The 19618-nt window shown below is 44.0% G+C and carries 15 protein-coding genes; 1 reads left to right on the forward strand and 14 read right to left on the reverse strand.

Features of this window, described 5'->3' with window-relative positions; translation table 11 throughout:
• Window positions 1-89: 89 nt before the first annotated feature.
• The 14 genes from HXT28_RS04320 to HXT28_RS04385 all read right to left on the reverse strand — a co-directional run bounded on the left by HXT28_RS04320 (window position 90) and on the right by HXT28_RS04385 (window position 18199).
• A complete protein-coding gene (locus HXT28_RS04320; protein WP_032814386.1) occupies window positions 90-1514 on the reverse strand; it encodes an MFS transporter in 1425 nt (474 codons plus the stop codon).
• A 211-nt stretch (window positions 1515-1725) separates the two neighbouring features.
• Window positions 1726-2664: a nucleoside hydrolase gene (locus HXT28_RS04325; protein WP_016636709.1), complete on the reverse strand. Its 939-nt coding sequence runs from the start codon at window positions 2662-2664 to the stop codon at window positions 1726-1728.
• 349 nt (window positions 2665-3013) lie between these two features.
• A complete protein-coding gene (locus HXT28_RS04330) occupies window positions 3014-4162 on the reverse strand; it encodes a PfkB family carbohydrate kinase (protein ID WP_422113314.1) in 1149 nt (382 codons plus the stop codon).
• 291 nt (window positions 4163-4453) lie between these two features.
• A complete protein-coding gene (locus HXT28_RS04335) occupies window positions 4454-6829 on the reverse strand; it encodes an ATP-dependent DNA helicase RecG (protein WP_016636712.1) in 2376 nt (791 codons plus the stop codon).
• Window positions 6830-7352: 523 nt separating this feature from the next.
• On the reverse strand, window positions 7353-7547 hold the full coding sequence (gene rpmB / locus HXT28_RS04340) for a 50S ribosomal protein L28 (RefSeq protein ID WP_012913853.1): 195 nt from the start codon (window positions 7545-7547) through the stop codon (window positions 7353-7355).
• A gap of 145 nt (window positions 7548-7692) precedes the next feature.
• A complete protein-coding gene (fni, locus tag HXT28_RS04345) occupies window positions 7693-10218 on the reverse strand; it encodes a type 2 isopentenyl-diphosphate Delta-isomerase (RefSeq protein ID WP_422113315.1) in 2526 nt (841 codons plus the stop codon).
• An 11-nt stretch (window positions 10219-10229) separates the two neighbouring features.
• The gene (mvaD, locus tag HXT28_RS04350) at window positions 10230-11330 is read right to left on the reverse strand and encodes a diphosphomevalonate decarboxylase (RefSeq protein ID WP_422113316.1); all 1101 of its coding nucleotides are present in this window, start codon (window positions 11328-11330) and stop codon (window positions 10230-10232) included.
• Window positions 11331-11465: 135 nt separating this feature from the next.
• Complete coding sequence (gene mvk, locus HXT28_RS04355; protein WP_422113317.1) at window positions 11466-12701, reverse strand: mevalonate kinase; 1236 nt, start codon at window positions 12699-12701, stop codon at window positions 11466-11468.
• Between the two features lie 308 nt (window positions 12702-13009).
• Window positions 13010-13456 carry a 50S ribosomal protein L9 gene (gene rplI, locus HXT28_RS04360; RefSeq protein ID WP_016637106.1) on the reverse strand — a complete coding sequence of 149 codons (447 nt, stop codon included), beginning with the start codon at window positions 13454-13456 and terminating at the stop codon, window positions 13010-13012.
• 16 nt (window positions 13457-13472) lie between these two features.
• Entirely contained in the window at window positions 13473-13721 is a 249-nt protein-coding gene (gene rpsR / locus HXT28_RS04365) for a 30S ribosomal protein S18 (RefSeq protein ID WP_004105399.1), read from the reverse strand.
• 137 nt (window positions 13722-13858) lie between these two features.
• Window positions 13859-14470, reverse strand: coding sequence for a single-stranded DNA-binding protein (locus HXT28_RS04370; protein WP_016637107.1), 612 nt, complete (start codon window positions 14468-14470; stop codon window positions 13859-13861).
• Between the two features lie 95 nt (window positions 14471-14565).
• Window positions 14566-14862 (reverse strand): 30S ribosomal protein S6, encoded by a 297-nt coding sequence (gene rpsF / locus HXT28_RS04375; protein WP_004128903.1) that lies wholly within the window; start codon window positions 14860-14862, stop codon window positions 14566-14568.
• Between the two features lie 568 nt (window positions 14863-15430).
• Complete coding sequence (locus HXT28_RS04380; RefSeq protein WP_422113318.1) at window positions 15431-16795, reverse strand: hypothetical protein; 1365 nt, start codon at window positions 16793-16795, stop codon at window positions 15431-15433.
• Window positions 16796-17338: 543 nt separating this feature from the next.
• Complete coding sequence (locus HXT28_RS04385; protein WP_016637144.1) at window positions 17339-18199, reverse strand: DeoR/GlpR family DNA-binding transcription regulator; 861 nt, start codon at window positions 18197-18199, stop codon at window positions 17339-17341.
• A 185-nt stretch (window positions 18200-18384) separates the two neighbouring features.
• Here HXT28_RS04385 and HXT28_RS04390 point away from each other — a divergent pair, with 185 nt between their 5' ends.
• Entirely contained in the window at window positions 18385-19539 is a 1155-nt protein-coding gene (locus tag HXT28_RS04390) for a quinone-dependent dihydroorotate dehydrogenase (RefSeq protein ID WP_016637142.1), read from the forward strand.
• Window positions 19540-19618 lie beyond the last annotated feature (79 nt).

Consider the following 19618-nt stretch of genomic DNA (forward strand, 5'->3'; position numbering starts at 1 on the left):
TTAAGCAAGCGCGAAAGCAGGTCGTCACGCAACAACAAACGCCGGAGAAAATTCCCCGGCGTTTGCAGTCAAAAACAACCCTACTTAACTTACTTATTTACTTCTTCAGGATTCGGAATCAAGAAGGAGCAAGCAAACGCAAGTACAAGCAGCACAATGCCCGCAACCATCGAAGCCATGTATCCGCCTGTTGCACCATTCGTTCCGGCAACATTCGTCATTACAGCGTAGAGAATTGCAAAGCTCAAACCGGCACCCAAGTTAAACGCTCCAGCATTCATGCCTGGCAAATAACCTGGATTATCTTTTGGAGAAAGCACAATACCAAGACCGTTAAGCATAATGTTGGCAACACCAGCGTAGCTAATACCCATCGCAAGAGAGAGCACAACTAGTGCCCAAACGGATGGTACTCCAGCAACATAAATGCCAAATAGCACGCCAATAATACTTACCAAAATTCCGGCACGAAGCACCAAACGGTATCCAAACTTTGCGGCCAAAATACCGGCAATAGGTCCGAACAGGAATCCAATAATTGCGTAAGGGGTAAGCGTTGCAAAGCTCACAACATCAGCTCCCAAATGTGCACCAGCCTTCGCATCCTGCGCAAGCTGCGGCACAACGCCGTTCATCAAAGCGAATACGCCAGTCATAGTCAAAAGCGTGGAAAGAAGCAATCCCCACGTACGACGCTGCTTCATATAATGCGTAGAAACAAGCGGAGCTGCGCTATTGCCCTCAATCTTCCAGAACACAACGAAGAACACAACAGCCACAACCACAAGTCCTGCAATCATAGTCAAGTTTGCGGAAGCAAGCTTATCTATCTCATTAATTGCAAGATACGCTGCAAGGAATGCAATACCCAGCGTCACTACGCCAGCCCAATCCATACTTGGTGTATCATCAGCATGTGATTCTTCTGCTGCCAACACAACCATAACCACGGCAATAACAGCAATAAAAGCCATCGTCCAAAATACTGAGCGGAATCCATAGTGACCTGCAAGCCAACCGCCAAGTAATGCATCAACGCCTGCAATACCGCCGTTGACGGAAGTTAAAATTGCCATCAACTTTGCGTAACGCTTTTCTTCTGTAACTTTTACGCGCAGCATAATTAAGCACATTGGCACCACAGGGCCAGATGCACCTTGCAAAATACGACCAATCATAAGAACTGTGACATTCGGAGCAAGCGCAGAAACAACGCAACCTAAAATCGTCGAAATCAAAATGCCAATGAGTACCTTTTTTCGACCAACCAAATCAGCTAATCGAGGCAAAAACAGCGAGAACAAAGCTGCTGCGGTGAAGAATACCGTTTGAGTTAAGCCGATTTGTGTATCGGTTGTGTGAAGCTCTTTTGTCATTGTTGCTAATGCTGGAGATAGCATAGAAGCGTTCAACTGGAACGCGAAAATAGCAACAAGCAGCGCTGTCATAAGCGCTACGATTGAACGACCGCCTTTATCTAGCATAGAAGGCGTTGGAGATGAAACCTCAGTCATCATAACCTCGTATCAAATTCCGTCTAAATTTTTAATTTAATTATTAGATTTTGATAATTTATTGGATTTTTGATAATCCAGTAGATTTGCTCTGCTACATTATCTAGGCAATACTTCATGCAATTATCCAAATAATTATCCTTGTAATTATCTACGAACTTTAGTGCATAAAAAGTTGAGATAATTGCAACCATCGCACATTCTAGTATGATTATCCAATACGCTTAAGCGCGTCAACAATCAAATCCCAGAATTTATCAAAATCAAGTTTTGTAGCAACCTGCGTATGGCATTCCTCAGCCGATGGCTCCGGACCACGTAAATCTGCAACCGTCATGCCAAGCGTCAAATCACCTTTAATTTCAACATCCAATGGGCAACGACGAGTCTCTACCACACTGTGATCAATCAAATAAGCAATAGTACAAGGATCATGAACAGGCGGATCAATGAAGTCTTGGTTATTTTGGTATGCTTTGCGGAAGAAGTTCATCAATCCACTAGCAAACGCAGCAAGTGGAGTTCCAACAGCATCGATCTTCGCCTGTGCTTCCGGCGTGCAAAGCGCTTGATGTGTCAAATCCAGACCAACCATAGTAATTGGCCAGGCTTCATTAAACACTACGTGTGCTGCTTCTGGATCAGTCTTAATATTAAATTCAGCAACAGCACTCCAATTGCCAACATGGTAGCCACCACCCATGAGCACAACCTCTTTTACTCGGCTCACAATTCGAGGCTCCATGCGCACAGCCATGGCAATATTGGTAAGAGGTCCGGTTGGAACCAGCGTAATCGTACCAGGTTCATGACTCATAATAGTGTCAATAATCCAATTAACTGCGTGCCCTTCGTCCAATGGTCGCGTAGGCTCTGGAAGCGTTACACCATCAAGACCAGTTTCACCGTGTACTGCAGCTGCAACTTCCAACGGACGAATCATTGGGCGATCGCAACCTGCATGTACTGGAATATTCGTAGCATGCGCCATTTCAAGTGTTGCTCGCGCATTATAGGTCACTTTTTCAAGACTCTGATTTCCACCAACCGTTGTTACGCCTAGCAAATCAATATTTGGATTACCTAGCGCAAGCAAAATGGCCATGGCATCATCATGACCAGGATCACAGTCAAGGATAATAGAAGTCATTATTACTCCTTTGTGAATAGTTAGCTTCTTGCTAGCAACAGTTTGTTACAGACTATTATTAATAACAGTCTGCTACTAACAACAAGTCAATGTATACGTAACTTACCGTATGATTCATGCGCTGTACGTTAATACGCATTCCGTATGCTCATACGCATCATTGCGTCATATAACATTTCTTATTTAACATTTGTTTATAACAATAAACAAATGACCAATAACAAGTATAGCAAAGCACTGTTGCGACGCAAACAATATTTACAGGAAGATTTACGAACAGTTACGCAAAAAAATTACGCAAAAAAATTACACATACGAAGCAAAGCTCAACACACGCGCAACGACCAACTCAGATACGCTCGTGAACATTAGCCATGCGGTTCATAATCAGCTCTGGCGTAAACGACTCATGCACAGGTTGCATTGATTCAGTATTCAATGCAGCTGCAGCAACAGCAAAACGACCAGTTTTCGCAGCATCAAAATCGTTATAACGAGCATAGATCAACGCAGCAGTAGCAGCATCACTTGAGCCATTATCGTTACCAACTGCTTCTACACCAATATTGCCGTTACCTTTAGCTAACATCATGCGCTGCACACGCTTTACTTGTACAGGATAGAATGACACACCTTCACCTGCAACACCATAAGCAACTCCTGCACGACCAGCATTCACAAACACATGTTTTACACCACGCTTTAACAACACATTCGCGCAGCGCACTGCAGAACGCTCGTCAATAGCATTAATACCAGTCAATGCCTGCGATTCAGCAGTATCTAAAATCAAAGTATCAATGCGAGATAACCGTGAAAGCACTCGCGTAGCTTTCGCATCAGTAATCGCACGCACTACAATAGGTCGACGATAACGATCACATAACCATTCCAAAGATTTTTGCGGAATATTAGTATCCATTACTAAAATATCTGCATTTTCAATAATCGACATGCGCTCACGCAAAAAATCAGGAGTCATATGATTGTAAATACTCATATCATCAAGCGCCAACAGACGCTGACCAGAAGCATCACCAACATACATATATGAAGCAGTCATAGAATCAGGAAGTTGCTTCGCATACCCAATATCTAAACCATTTGCAGCAGCATCAATCCTAAACAATTCACCATTATGATCGCCACCATACACAGACACCATACTCGTACGAATGTTCAACCGTTCCAAAGCAACCGCAATATTTCGACCAACACCGCCAAGCATGTAACGCACACGCGAAGCATTTGAAGTGTAATCCATCAAATCACCGCACGCAATACCGAGTACATCCATACTGATGCCGCCAACAACTGTTACATAGCTTGGAGGCGTTACAATATAGCCTTTGCCGCGCAAATATCCTTTACGAATAAGATTGGAAATATGCGCAGCAACACCTGAACGTGTAATACCTGCAAGATTTGCAAGTTCCTGTTGACTAATCATTGGGTTTTGTTGAATCCAAGTCAAGATTTGCTGTTCACGTTCAGTCATTGCTGCCTCATCTCTATTGTTATTACAAATGATGCCCACTTTCTAGGATATTCACAATTTTCATATTATGCACGTAAATTAATAAAATTTATATAATTTTGTTTATTCTTTCTTATTCAACAAACAAAAGTTGAGTATGATTCTCAATTAACAATTACCTTATTATTGTATTTTTTACTATAAATTTTGAGAGCATGTATAATAATTTCTGTATACTTTTTATTTAAAGTATATTTTTCATTGCGTCACCTTTTTACGCAATCAGCAGGAACGTCTATTGAAGAAACACCTTCAGTTGCTAATTATTTCCGCGTTTCCACCACGCGTAAAATCAAGTACTGCACCAGCAAGATGCGGCAACGAAGTAAGTTGCGGATTACGCTGCATTGTTTCCAACGCATCATTACGCGCTTCCGCAATAATTTTCGCATCCTGAACTACTCGCAACAGTTTCAAACTCGAACGACCACCCGACTGACTATCGCCAAGCACATCCCCAACATTTCTAAGTTCCAAATCTTTCTGCGCAATTTGAGCACCATCAAGTGACTGCTCAAGTACTCGCAACCGCTCTTGAGCAATACTCCCTTCCTCAATTTGTGCAATCAAAAAGGCCCATGAATTCGTGCCTCCACGACCAACGCGACCACGCAACTGATGCAATTGTGCAAGCCCAAAACGATCCGCGTCAAAAATCACTATGCAACTTGCTTGCGGAACATCCACACCAACTTCAATAACCGTTGTTGCAACAAGCACTTGCACATCACCACGTACAAATCGTTCCATCGTTTCACGTTTAGTAGCATCATCGTCACGACCAGTAAGCTGCGCAAAAGTCACTCCCTGAAACTGCGGTAATGCAGAAAGCCGTTTTAATATGCCAACAACTGTATGAAGCTTACGCAAAGGCACAGCGTGAGCTTCGTCGGATTGAGAAAATCGTGCAATATCGTCAAAATTTTCAGAATCATCATTACCATCGCAATCATCATCCTCAATATGAGCACAAACAATGTATGCTCGCTCCCCAGCATCAATACGCGAACGAATATGAGCAAACATGCGAGACATCGTATTTGAATCATTTTCTTGCACCACAAAGGTACGAATCGGTTTTCTACCTCCTGGAAGCTCTGTTAAATACGACGCATCCAAGTCACCAAACCAAGTCATAGCGGCAGAACGCGGAATAGGTGTTGCAGTCATTACTAAGAGATGCGGAACAAACTGTTTTTTATGCTCAGCCCGTCCATCCGAATTCACATCTGTGCTCATCTTCCGCATTAATACATCACGCTGCACAACACCAAAACGATGCTGCTCATCAATCACAACCATTGCTAAGTTAGTTGGCTGGAAAGTCGAAGAAAATGCTGCATGAGTAGCCACAATTAACGCAGGTTTACCACTCGCCACCTCTGCGAGCGCACGTCTACGTTCTGCAAGTTTCATGCCACCAGTAACTACTATAACAGGAACGTCAAGTTGAGCACGATGCATCATATGACGCAAGTTTTCAACATGTTGTGAAGCCAGTACTTGTGTTGGCGCCACTAATATCGCTTGATGTCCCGATCCTACAGCTTCAAGCATTGCAGCAAGCGCTACCACTGTTTTCCCTGAGCCAACTTCTCCTTGCAACAATCGACGCATTGGATGCGTACTGCGTAAATCATTGACAATCTCATCAATAACTGCTTGCTGACCTTGTGTAAGAGTAAACGGTAGACTTTCCACAAACTGCTGTCGAAGTTGCGAATTATTGCAAACTTTTGCTTGATTATTGTTTCCATTTTCGCGAAATTGCAATACCGCCATTTGTGATACGAATGCTTCTTCGTAACGTAATGTTTCAAGAGCTTTATGAAATTCTTCAGTGGATTGTGGATTGTGAAGTGCGTAAATTGCCGCAGCACGCTCCATAAGATGATGCTTTTCACGCACAAATTGAGGTAGAATATTGGGAATTTGAGCAGATTCACGTATGAGCGTGTGATTACATTCTTGTGCAGAGCATTGAGTAGATTCTTGTGTTTGAAGCAATGTAAGTATATCAGTAATTGTATCGTGAATACGCTCAGTAGCAATACGCGAATTGGCATGATAGATAGGCTGTGGAGCGCTCAAAATTTCCAATCCCTTATCGATACTACAAACAGTGCCTTCACTCTGATGCGAACTGTCACTTTCTTCTACTGAATTTACTATTAAAATCTGCGGATGCGTAAATTGTAATCGTCCATTAAATGTACTCGACACACCGCCAACTACTATGGTTGCATCTACATATAGCTTTGACGCAATCCACTGTACATACTGACGGTTTTTAGAAAAATAAATAAGCTGCGCACTTGATTGTTGATCTTGTACAACATTAATTTCAAGTCTAAACCCACGGCGAGCATTCATTGGCACCACGCGCAGGGACTGAATTTGCGCATAAAACGCTATTCCCTCACCAATACGAATATCTTGTAAGCGCTTAACTTTCAGAGGATTGGTAACTCTAAACGGGTAGTAGGTTAATGCATCTTCAACTGTTACTATGCCTAAAGATTTTAATGCAGAAACGCGGCGCTTATTTGTGATTATTGCAGAAAGCGAAGTATGCACAGAAATGGGCGAGGAAAGCACACTGTACATCTGAGCTGAGTTGGTAGGCATACTTACGATTATAAATCATTCGTAAAGCATTTGCTTAGACGCGACGACCTGCTTGAGCGCTTATTCCTCACGGCATAGCCGTGAGGCTGATTTGCGAATCGACGACTTCGAGCTGCATAATGCGCGAGAAGTCACTTCGATTCGCCGAGCTTGCTCAAGTTGAAAGCACGGTGTGCTTTCAACGCAAGCTCAGTAGCGAGCGCGTTACCCGCGCGAGCGTGCGCACATTTGGAGCGATACGACGTGCTAAACCCTCCAAACACGAGAAAACCACCTCACATTTGGAGCACTACAGTAAGTTTCACACTCCAAACGCGAGAAAAATTGCGCACGTTTGGAGCGATACGACGTGCTAAACCCTCCAAACGCGAGAAAAATTGCGGGTTAATTCCCAAAATTGCGCACGTTTGGAGCGATACACCAAACCAAACCCTCCAAACGTGAGCGCGAGAAAAATTGCAAATACAAAAAAGCCCCGAGCACTGCTCAGGGCCTTACAATTTAAACGCAATCAATACGCGAATCACGCCTCAACGCGCTGAACCTTGCCAGCCTTAATGCATTTCACGCACACACGAAGACGAACATTCTCGCCATCAATGGTGGTGCGAACCGGCTGAAGGTTCGGACGGAAGGTGCGCTTATTGCGGATATGCGAATGTGAAACAGTGAAACCAGTCTGAGGTCCCTTGCCACATACTGCGCAACGAGCTGCCATAATTGGACTCCTATTTTTCTTTGACTTGCAAGTCTTGCGTCATTCAAACATACAAACTATTCACGCAAACTACTCACGCATATCGCATAAACAAATAGCACGTCTGAACGCACAACTACACAAGTATATCACTTACCAAGACATTTCATACGATATCGCGCACACGAACGTCCACATTCTCACGTAATTCCTTAACAGTTTTACATCCAAGAAGTGCCATAATCACGCAAATTTGTTCTTTCCAAGCTGTAATTTGTTGCACGAGCTCATCTTCTCCTTGATGCATCAGCGTATGTAAGAATTCACCTGCAACACCAACTGCCGAAGCACCCAGAGCCAATGCTCGCACAACATCCAAAGGTGTTCGCACGCCTCCACTCGCGAAAATTTCTACAGATTTCAACATTTCGCACTTGCGTATATCTAGCAGCGACTCAACGGTTGTAAGTCCCCAATTCGCCAAATAATCATAGTCGCCATGCAATCGACGAGCATTCTCAATCGCCACAAAATTCGTGCCACCACGTCCACCAACATCAACCGTATGCACACCAACTTCTTGCAGCCTCTGAACATCCTTAGCTGTCATCCCACAACCAGTTTCTTTCACTATTACTGGCACTTGCTGAGCCTCGCACACGCTCACCATCTGCTCAATATTGTGCATCCACCCACGAAAATCGCGATCACCCTCCGGCATCACAAGCTCCTGGGCGGCATTCAAATGCACTTGTAACGCATTTGCTTGTAATATATTCACCGCGCGCAAGGCATCATCAGCACTCGTGCCAGCACTCACATTCGCCATCACAAAACCGTTCGGATTTTCACTTCTCATAACACTAAAAGTGCTAGTCAACGTATCGTCGCGAAGTGCTGCACTCAAAGACCCACTTGCTATAGCAACGCCAGTTTTCGCTGCAACTCTAGCAAGACTAGCGTTTATGTTTTTAGTTGCTAAACTTCCGCCTGTCATCGCATTAATATAGAACGGCAAACGCCAGTTTCTTGGAGCAGCATCTGCATGTGAAGTGTTAGGTAAACTATCACTTCCCAGTACACACACACTAGGATTCACTTCATCCAACGCCACCTGCGGTAACGCATTCGGCATAAATTGAACGGTATCAAAACCCGAGCATGCGAACGTTTTGTACTGTGCATCCGCAAGTGCTATGTGTTCGTCTTTTCGATTCTGCATTGTGAGAGATTGAGAGGATTCTTGAGGCAATCGCGAAGAACGTAAAGATGTTTGAGATAATTGCGACTTCTGAAGCAACTTCTTTCCCATCGTAATATTTTCAGAAGACTCGCCTGTTCCAAAAATTTTCGTAACCTCAATATTCAATGGCTTGATTCCGTGGTTTTGCCAAGCAGATTTTATACTTTCAATCCGATCTTTTTCGTAAATTGTTGCTAACGCAATGCCACAATCTCCACCACCAGCACCGCTTGTTTTCGCTGGAATTCCAACAGAATCAGCATCTTTAATAAGTTGTGTCAATTTCTGCGTTTCGATTACAGTTCCAGTAAGTACGCTCAATTTTCGCAAAAGTTTGCGATTTTGCGCAAATTCAGCAGCAATATCATCTAATTCAAAATTTTCCAGTGATTTCGCCAATTTCTGCACACAAATTTCGCTTTGCGCACAAAAATCTTCATAAGTAAAAGGCTCAGTATAACTAGAGAAATTCTTATCCAAACCACTACCCGCGCTGTTACTTTCGCTATTACCTGCGCTATTACCTGCGCTAACATGAGCGCCATTTTCTACACTACTTACTAACTTCGCACTTGATGCTGGAGAACCAGTCCATCCAACCAAAAGTTTGAGTGCCGAATGCACTTTCAATCGCTTAATTTCCAAACGCGGCCACTTTTTATTCAACAGTAAGCATACGTTAGAATCACCTGATTGTATTAGTGTAAGTTCAGCTTCAAGCCAGTTACGATCGTAAGCTCGATACAAAATCCATCCACCGTAAGAAATAGCAGCCACATCGCCACCACTTCCTGACTTTTTCACCATTGCAGATGCAATCAGCGCAAGCTTGCAAATTCTTGGCGTCGAAAGCGACAAACCATACCATTGACACAACGCACGAACAGTTGCAACAGTTACTGCAGCTGAAGATCCGAGACCATATTTTTGCCCAGATTCTGCGTCGTCGAGCTCGCTAGAAATATGAAGATTGTAAAGTCTGGCAGCTACACTTTGCCCATATTTTTCGTATACGTAAGCATTCATTACACGCATTGCAGCAAGTACATAAGCGTAGGGTTGAATACATTGAGAAGATTCTACAGAGGTAAATACATTAATGGAATCCGCAGAATTGCAACCTTTACTGCCATATTCACCAACAATCTCAATATCGCCATCTACACCGCGCATATAACGAAGCGGCTCATATTTTTTAGTATTTGAGTCAATGATACCGCAGCATTTTCCATCTTCACCCAAATTTTCACTGTCAACTACAACAGTTATGTATCGATTTACTGCTGCAACAATCGCAGCTGAACCATGAACTACCGCATACTCGCCAGCAATATAAAGCTTTCCTGGAGCACAAGCACGAACATAAGCAGTACGTTCAGAAAAATCTTTCGTAGTAGCGCCCGCTGAATCCAATTTTTCTAGAAGATTTCCCACCATATTTTCATTCATTATTCCGCCACCTACTTCATACCAGTTTTTATACAAGTCCTTATTGTTACACCATCACCAGGTAAAGCAACTGTGAATTTGAGATCTCCTCTACTATATGCACACGTGCCTTCACACATTATGCGCAATTCATTTTCAACACGTCCGCGCAATTCATTTTCAACACGATTTGCACAATCAACGACCGTCAACACCTTCACATTCGGCCCAGCATCCATCGTAGCCCACACCGGCCAACCACACTTGCGCATAGACTTCACAACATTAAGCACAGCATAAGTCTTATCCGTCAAATAATTCACAGGCGGCACAGCTTGGTGCATGGTTTCATGCATCCCCAACGAATTTTGCTCCATAATCTCCCCAAGCTGTTCAATGTCACCACCACGAACTGCAGCAAGCGCATGCAAAAAATCTTCCTTCGACTGCTCAACCCAAGGCATATACGCAGGCGAAGTTTCAACTGTACGACGCATAGCGGTTCGACTTGAAACCGGCTTTTTGCTATCATCCAACGTAACCACAATCATTGCAGGATTTAAATTTTCTGCTGCAATAACAGGCTCAGCATAAGACGATTCGTCATCCTCACCTGCATTCCAAATCACAAATCCACCAAAAATTGAGCGACATGCGGAACCGGAGCCGCGACGAGCAAGTCGTGAAAGTTCGCGCGAAGTTAGCTTCAGCCCAGCTGCATAAGATGCTGCTGCAGCAAGCGCAGCAGATCCGGATGCACTTGAAGCAAGACCAGCTGCAATTGGCACATGATTTTGTGACACAACACTTGCTTTTGCTGAAATTCCAGCCATCTCACGCACTAAATCAAGCATAGCAACTACTCGCAAATACGTAGAATTATCTACAGGCAATTGCAAGCTATCTAACGTAACACGATCTGAAACAAGATGGTCGTCAAAGCACACACTAGTAGTGGCGTACAAATCTGAAAGTGTAAGCGAAAGCGAGGAAGTATACGGCAAAATCAGCCTTTCGTTACGCTTACCCCAATACTTAATCAGTGCAATATTTACATTCGCTCTAGCTACAGCAGAATGAGGAGAAATGCTTGAGTCAAACGTTATTTTTGGCTGAATTTCAACGTTTTTCATGCTGTTCCTTTTGCGGCGGATAAGTAATTCTCGTTTGTTAATGTGTTAAACAATATTTTAGCAAAACAGTGCGCACAAGCGTCTTTTCTTTAAGTAACTGTAAAGTTTATGCCACATTTCAAGTAGAGATAAAATTCAATTTATTGCAGGATCACCTATATTCACAATCCACGTGTTGCAAGCACCAGCGTTACGTAAAGCAGCACTAACACAATGTGCTGAATCTTCACTATCAGTGAGCGCAATCACGCAGCCTCCTCCCCCGCCACCGGTAAGTTTTGCGCCCAATGCTCCATGAGCACATGCTGTTCGCACCAAAGCGTCAAGTTGCGATGTACTCACACCTAAATCTGCTAAAATCTGGTGTGCGCGTATCATACGAGTGCCCATATCTTCCGCACGCCCCAACGCCAAATCATCCTCTGCTGCAACCGCAATAGCACCTAACTCTTCAAGCTGTGCGTCAACAGCTACAGGATTTGTTTCCAGTCGAGAATGTACAGCCTCGACTGTTACGCGCGTCATACCTTTGCAACCAGAATCTGCCAGTACAAGCCATGCGCGCATGTTAATCTCCATACGCGCAAACTCACCGCTCCGAAAACGCACCGGCCATGAAGCAGACGTTGCCGTGGCATCCAACCCCGACGGATGACCGTGAGCCACACACTCAGCCGACTGCGTCAACGCAAAAAGCTCGTCCGCACTCGCTCGCACGTCGTAGTAGTCAAGAATTGCGCGAATTACAGCTCCCGCAGCAGCGGCAGACGATCCAAGACCTCGCTCCGGCGGAAAATCAGACTCAGTTGCGACTCGTAGTGGCTCGCCACTCCAACCAACAAATTCAAGCGCAGCACGGATTGCAGTGCGAATGCTGCTCAATCGCGGCGGAATTTTGGAAAGTTTGCCAGTAAAGCCGAGACAGGAAAGGGTAATTTGCGAATCGAGGCTTTGAGAAGATGCTGGGTTTTGGATGGATGCTGGTTTTAATACTGATTTGTAATCGCAACTATGTACGGTAGCACGCATGCGCAAATTTTTCAGCGGCAAAGCTACTGCAGAATAACCATAAACCACCGAATGTTCGCCGAAAAGAATCACCTTTGCCCAAGTTTCGCCATAGCCAGTTCTGCAATGATTGGCAGAAGCTGCGTTTGCAAAAGATAAATTGACGAAACTTGAGTTTACAGAAGCTGCATAAGTTGGATTTATAAAAGATGCGTTTGCAAAAGTCGTTGAAGTTTGGTCTGCAGAAATCATATGAGTTATGTGATGCTGATTTTTGTGCATACTATCTGCAGTTTCGCTAACGCTGCGCGCTTGTACGCTAAGATTACGCTCGTCAGCCAGTTCATATTTGCTTTGCAGCACAGTTTGCATCTCCTACAAAATTTGCCCAATTTTCTGACTGTTCTAATTTAGTCGCGTCAAATATAAAAAACTACGATACGAACCCAATGCTTACAACACATTCACATTCTCAAAACATCACAGCATAAAAAAGCTCTGCGCAGCATCGCAATGAGAAAATTCAATGCAACACAAACGCAGAGCTAATGCTTAAGTTCAATCCTAATGGATTCGCCAGCAATTACACTCACCTAAGTACTCACCAAACGCAAGCACACAAGCAAGCCTCATGCCAGCTCCAACACGTTTTTGTAAAGTCTATACGACTACTACTCGGCAACAACCTTCACGGTGAAGGAAGCAGTGATTTCCGGATGCAACGCTACGGTTGCTGGGAACTCACCAGTGGTCTTAATAGCAGCAACCTTGATTGCGCGAGCTTCCACAGCAGCCTTTGGAGCCAAAGCAGCAGCAATCTTCTCGGCAGAAATGCCACCGAAGAGCTTGCCGGACTCGGAAACCTTAGCAGTAAGCTCTACAACAGTGCCCTCAATCTGAGCCTTGGCAGCAACTGCTTCTTCACGAGTAGCAACAGCCTTAGCCAAACGAGCGCGGCGCATCGCTTCAATCTGGGAAGCAGCACCCTTGTTCCATGCGAAAGCAAGTCCCTGAGGAATCAGGTAATTGCGTGCATAGCCAGCCTTAACTTCAACAACGTCACCAGAGTGACCGAGGTTGGCAACAGTCTTGGTAAGAATAACCTTAGTTTCAGCCATTGTTACAACCTCTCAATCAGCGACCGGTAGTGGCGTATGGAAGCAAAGCCATTTCGCGAGCGTTCTTCACAGCCTTCGCGATCTTGCGCTGTTCCTGTACGGTTACGCCGGTAATACGACGGGAACGAATCTTGCCGCGGTCGGAAACGAACTTGCGCAGCAATGCAACGTCTTTGTAATCAATTTCAGTAATTTTGGCAGCCTTCAGAGGATTTGGCTTCTTCTTGAAAGGCTTGACCGGTGGTTGCGGCCTTTTGCGTGACATAAGATGTCCTCTCTCAAATCCGTTATGCTATTTGTTATGCATAACGCGTTAACTGATGATGTAATTATAGGGATTAAATTAAGTAAATACATGAACTACACATACTACACACAAGTAGATAGTGTTTATTGCATAATCTAGAATTCTGGTTCTTCCGAATCCGCGCCAAAATCAGCGTTAGCACCGAAAGTTGAGAATCCATCGTTTGTTGGTGCAGCAGTACTCCATGGATCTGTTACAGGAGCGTTTACTGCCTGAGAGTGTGAGGCAGCTTGACTTGCAGCATAATTTGCGCCACCAGCATAGCCACCACCCTGATACGCAACAGCACCAGTATTTCCTGCACCACTAGCAGGACGCGTTGCTCCAGCAAAACCAGTCGCAGAGCTTTGACGATTAACTTGTGCAGTAGCATAACGCAATGATGGACCAATTTCATCGACAGTGAGTTCCACTACTGTGCGATTAGAACCATCTTGTGCTTGATATGAGCGTTGCGATAACCTGCCTTGTGCAATAACACGCATGCCCTTAGAAAGACTGTTAGCGCAATGTTCTGCAAGATCACGCCATGCAGAGCAGCGCATAAACAATGCAGGACCATCCTCAAATTGATTCGTATTACGATTAAATGTACGAGGCGTAGACGCAATGGTAAAGCTTGCAACAGAAGCACCACTAGAAAGCGCCCTCAATTCAGGATCTGCAGTGAGATTACCCACTACAGTGATAACTGTTTCACCTGCCATGTCTGCCTTTTCTTTCTCGCTTCACGCGTAATCCAACATGCACGTACGCACAAAATATGCGCAACTTACACACATTTACTTATTTTAACGTGTATTTACTTAGCGTCCTTACGAAGAATCTTCGTGCGGATTACAGACTCATTAAGGTTCAACACACGATCAAGTTCGTCGCTTACAGCTGGTTCAGCAGTATAGTTCACAACAACGTAGTTACCTTCAGTCTTGCCTTCAATTTCGTAGGCAAACTTGCGACGACCCCAATAATCGGTACCATCGACGGAACCACCTTCGTTGGTGACGAGCTCAAGATATTGCTCGGTTAACTTCTTAAGACCGTGCTCATCCAGCTCAGGATTTGCAATGAACATCAGTTCATATTTATGTGCAGACATCACCCACCTCCTTCGGACTATCGGCTGTAGACTTTCTACAGCAGGAGTGTGTTTGCAAATATGTGCGTTATCATTTGCTGAGTACAACAGTAAAATCGCACATAACTTTGATATTCTACCCCATGCGAAAGACTTGATATAAATACGTATTTTACTAGAAGAAAAATTGTATCGATAGCAATGAAATATAGAGTTACTGCATTTTACCCAATAGCATACATAACTCTCAACAATAAAAAACATAAGAAAAAGGCTCGGAAAACAAGCACCCTCACAGCACCATTCTCCAAGCCTTTACCAATCAGCAGCATCTTCCTAACAAACACTACCAACACAACGTTCAACAATCACCCAAACACTGCCAACAATCACCACTGTGAGGAAAAGGAAGTTAGCGAAACAATAGCAACCACCAACAGCATCAAGCAACCATGGTCATACGCATCACAGGAATAAAACCCCAAACGTAAACAAACCGTCGAACGCAATAACACGCTGTGGTGAGCCAGCAAAAAAGCAAACCCACCACAAGCAACGATTCACTTATTAACCTAATAAACTGCCTAGCTTAGTGACGGATCTTGCGAAGAGCAACACCCATGCCAGCAAGCACGGAAGCAGCAACAGCAGCCAAAGCTACAGCAGCACCAGTCTTAGCCAATGGAGCCTTAGCAGCAGCTGGAGCCTTAGCAGCAGCCTTAGCAGCAGCAGGCTTACCTGGGAAGTTACCAGCCTTCTTCATAGCATCCAAAACTTCCTTAGCACCAGTATCGCAGCTCAAATCCTTAGCATGATCATTAGCAGAATCCAAGATAGCTGCAGCACGAGTACGATTATGATGCGCAACCTCAGCAAGCTTAGAAACGGTAGCGAGATCAGCCTTAATAACCTTAGCTGCATCCCAATCCTCAGCCTTCTGAGCATCCTTATAATCAGCATTCAGCTCAGCGAGGATATCCTTCACAGCAGCCTCAACATGACCATAATGAGCAACAGCCTTCTTCAACTGGTTACGAAGCTTACCCAAGTAAGCGCAGTTATCGCCACCGAAGTTCTTCAAAATGTTAGCCCAACCAGTCTGCTTCAAACCAAACTCGAGCTTATCAAGAAGAGCATCATAAGCAGCAACATTCGTCAAACCATGCTCAGAAAGAAGAACAGTCAAACCCTTATAGTTCGTGAACAAATGCTCACTACCATCAGGAGACACAAACGTTGGTTCCTCAGCCTTCTTACCACCAAGAAGATCAACCAAATCAAGCTTATGCTCAACCTTCTTACCACCAAGAAGATCAACCAAATCAAGCTTATGCTCAACCTTCTTCACCTCTGGCTTTGGAGCTGGTGCAGGAGCTGGAGCTGGCTTAGGAGCAGGAGCAGGAGCTGGGGCTGGCTTAGGAGCAGGAGTTGGAGCTGGCTGTTCTGCCGGCAATTGCTTCAATTGAGACTCATAAAGAGCAACAGTGTCATTGGCGTTAGCAAGTAAATCATTTGCCTTACCAAGACCGATACCCGCATTGGCATACTCCGTGGCTACATTAAACCACTTGTTATATGCTGTCTTTTCGCTTTCAGTCTTTGGACTATTACCAACGACTATACCAATTTTAACATCATAGCCGTGTATCTCATTGTGAACCTCATCAAGCTTCACACCATTCTGACGAGCCTCAGCAGTTTCTGCAATAAACTTAGCCTTAGCAGCATTAAGTTCAACCTTAGCGGCATCAACAGCGGCCTTTTTCTTTGCAACTTCAGCTTTAGCAGCAGCAAGCTTTTCTTCGAGAGCCTTCTTCTCATCAGCCTTTGGAGCAGCAGTTGCAGCAGCCTTTGGAGCAGCAGTTGCAGCAGCGAAAGCTGGAGCAGCAAAAGCGAGACCAGAAAGCAAAGTGGCGCCGGCAGCAAATGCAGCAATTGCCTTTTTACTTAACATAATGTATCCTTTCTTCTTCCTCACGCAAAAATACACGAAGAAATATTTGATAAGCAACTTATAAACAAATTGCTCTGTGACAGCACAAACTAAGAAGAGCTATCACTTCTTAATACGGTACCCCCCCCCGTTCACAAAAGTCAAGTTTTAACACATCAATAGATTAAGAAAAAACAGAATATTTTATATGAGATTTTGCAGTTACTGCATACCTAACCAAAAATACAAGAACTTCTACCAAAATTATCCAAAAAATATTAATTCCAAAAAATATTAATGCGTTCAGAAATACACCATAAACACAAGCCACGCTTTCACGACAAGCAAAACATGGTATAAGAGATACATCCTTCATAAGCTCAAAACGCGATACAACAAGCAAAGCACAATGCATAACAACACTTGCAAGCATCACTCTCAGCAAACCATGAAACGAACACAGCTCATTCTCTGCAAACTTGTCAAAATAATCTTCATAGTGACTTTACAGAAGAAATATCCAAAAATGCGTAACAAGTCAGAACCGATCTGAGCTACATCACATCAATCTTCGTCAAATTGATCTGCATCCGAATCGTGCGCAGCACTCAGCATCTCATGATCTTCAACAACCGGAGCCAACACTAAATCCTTCACAAGTTCACGCGTACGAAGCTGCGAATCTGCATCCAAACCATCATCGGTAATAACAGTATCAACCTGATCAAAACGCGCAAACAGTGAAAGTGATGTACAACTCCATTTCGTATGATCTGTCAAAATAATCGTGCGGTCAGCAATATCCATTAAAGCCATATCTGTAGCAGCTTCCAATGAATTCGGCATTAAGAAACCGCGTGGAAGCGACACCGAGTGCGTACCAAGAAATACTGTATTTACACGAAGTGAAGCCACAACCTTATCTGCAATAGGTCCGACCAGTGAATTGGAACGAGTAATCACGCCGCCAGTAACAATAACCTCAACATCTTTTGACTCTAACGCTTGCACAAGCTCAGCAACAGGAATTGAATTAGTCAAAATCGTAATACCAGAAGCCCGTCGAGATTCGAGCAAATGTTGCGCAAATACGTAAGCAGTAGTACCGCCACCAATAGCAATCACATCCCCCGGAGACACATAATCTACAGCCAAACGCGCAATAGCATCTTTAAGACCGATATCCATCTGTGACTTTACAGAAAACAGTGGCTCTGAGAGCAAAGTATTAGTAGTTACAGCGCCACCATGAACTCGCTTCAAAAGCCCACGATCTGAAAGTTCTGCGATATCGCGACGAACTGTCATCGCTGAAACGTTAAGTTCCTTTGAAAGCGCAGTAATACGAACTGCACCACGCGTACGAAGGCGGCTTAAAATCAAATGCTGACGCTGTGAAGAAATCATGTGAACATTATCGCACATAGAAACGCAAAAAACAAACGCGATTGAGCGTTTCAAGGCACTAAAACGAAAATAACGCACATTTTAACGTACACAAAGCAATTTTTATAACAAAACGCACAAAAACGAACGCCCCTGCAGTGAGTAAACGCACAAAATTCTCCTACACAATAGCACATAACAAAATAATGCCCTAGTATAGAGGTATGTACCATGTTTCTGAACATTCATTACACGATGTCGTCAATAAAGCCACGACTGATCTTTTCACATTCTCATACAAACATGTCATCAAACCGCATTTTGTATTTAATATTCCGCCAGACGAAGCACATGAGCGCATGATTGCATTTTGCAAATCCAGTGAGCGTACACCAGGACTTATGTGGTTGCTGCGCACTATGCTTAATTACACAAATCCAATTCTAGAAACTACAGTTATGGGCTTGGACTTTGCTAATCCATTTGGTTTAAGTGCTGGTCTCGATAAAAACTGTCAAATGGCTACTGTGTTAGATAACGCTGGTTTTGGTTTTGAAACCGTTGGTTCTACGACTAGCCGACCATGCGAGGGCAACCAAAAGCCTTGGTATCATCGTTTACCACAATATGATTCGATTTTAGTGCATGCCGGACTTGCCAATGATGGTAGTGAGGCTGTTATTGCTCGAGCAGAACAAGCTTGGACACAAGCTAAATCCATGAATATGTCTATTTCTATTGCGCGCACCAACGATGATTTAGTTGGCGATTTAGAAGAAGGCATTGAAGATTACCATATTTCTATGGAACGTGCTGCTGGACGAAGCTCCATGATTGAAGTCAATATTTCCTGTCCTAACACTCGCGTTGGTGAGCCTTTTAGGGAACCTGAAGCATTAGATAAGTTGTTCACAGATCTCGACACTATTCATCGCCCGCAGCCAACTTTAGTTAAAATGCCACTCAATCTACCAGGTGGATGGAGTCAATTCAAGTCACTTCTTGATGTACTTGCTGAGCATAAAGTTGATGGAGTAAGTATCGCTAATTTGCAAAAAAACCGCACAGGTCTTGATATTCCTGCAGATTGGGAAGGTGCACTTTCGGGAGGTCCTACCTACAGCGCGAGTAACGATCTTATTCGCCGCACGCGCAAAGCTTTTGGCAATCGTTTTGCTATTGCTGGTATTGGCGGCGTATTTACACCAAAGCAAGCATACGAAAAGATTCGTGCCGGCGCAGATTTGGTGATGTTTATTACATCACTTATGTATCGCGGACCACAACAAATTACGATACTCAAGCGTGGACTTGCTGAGCTTTTACAGCGTGACGGATTCGCACATGTTACAGATGCTGTTGGAGTAGATGCCAACTAACACGCAAACCGATTCAAGTTCTACGATAATTGCCCGATGTTTATGACAAGTTTCTCATGAAACGAAAACAAACATCGGG

Source organism: Gardnerella washingtoni (assembly GCF_049262705.1).
Lineage (GTDB): Bacteria > Actinomycetota > Actinomycetes > Actinomycetales > Bifidobacteriaceae > Bifidobacterium > Bifidobacterium vaginale_D.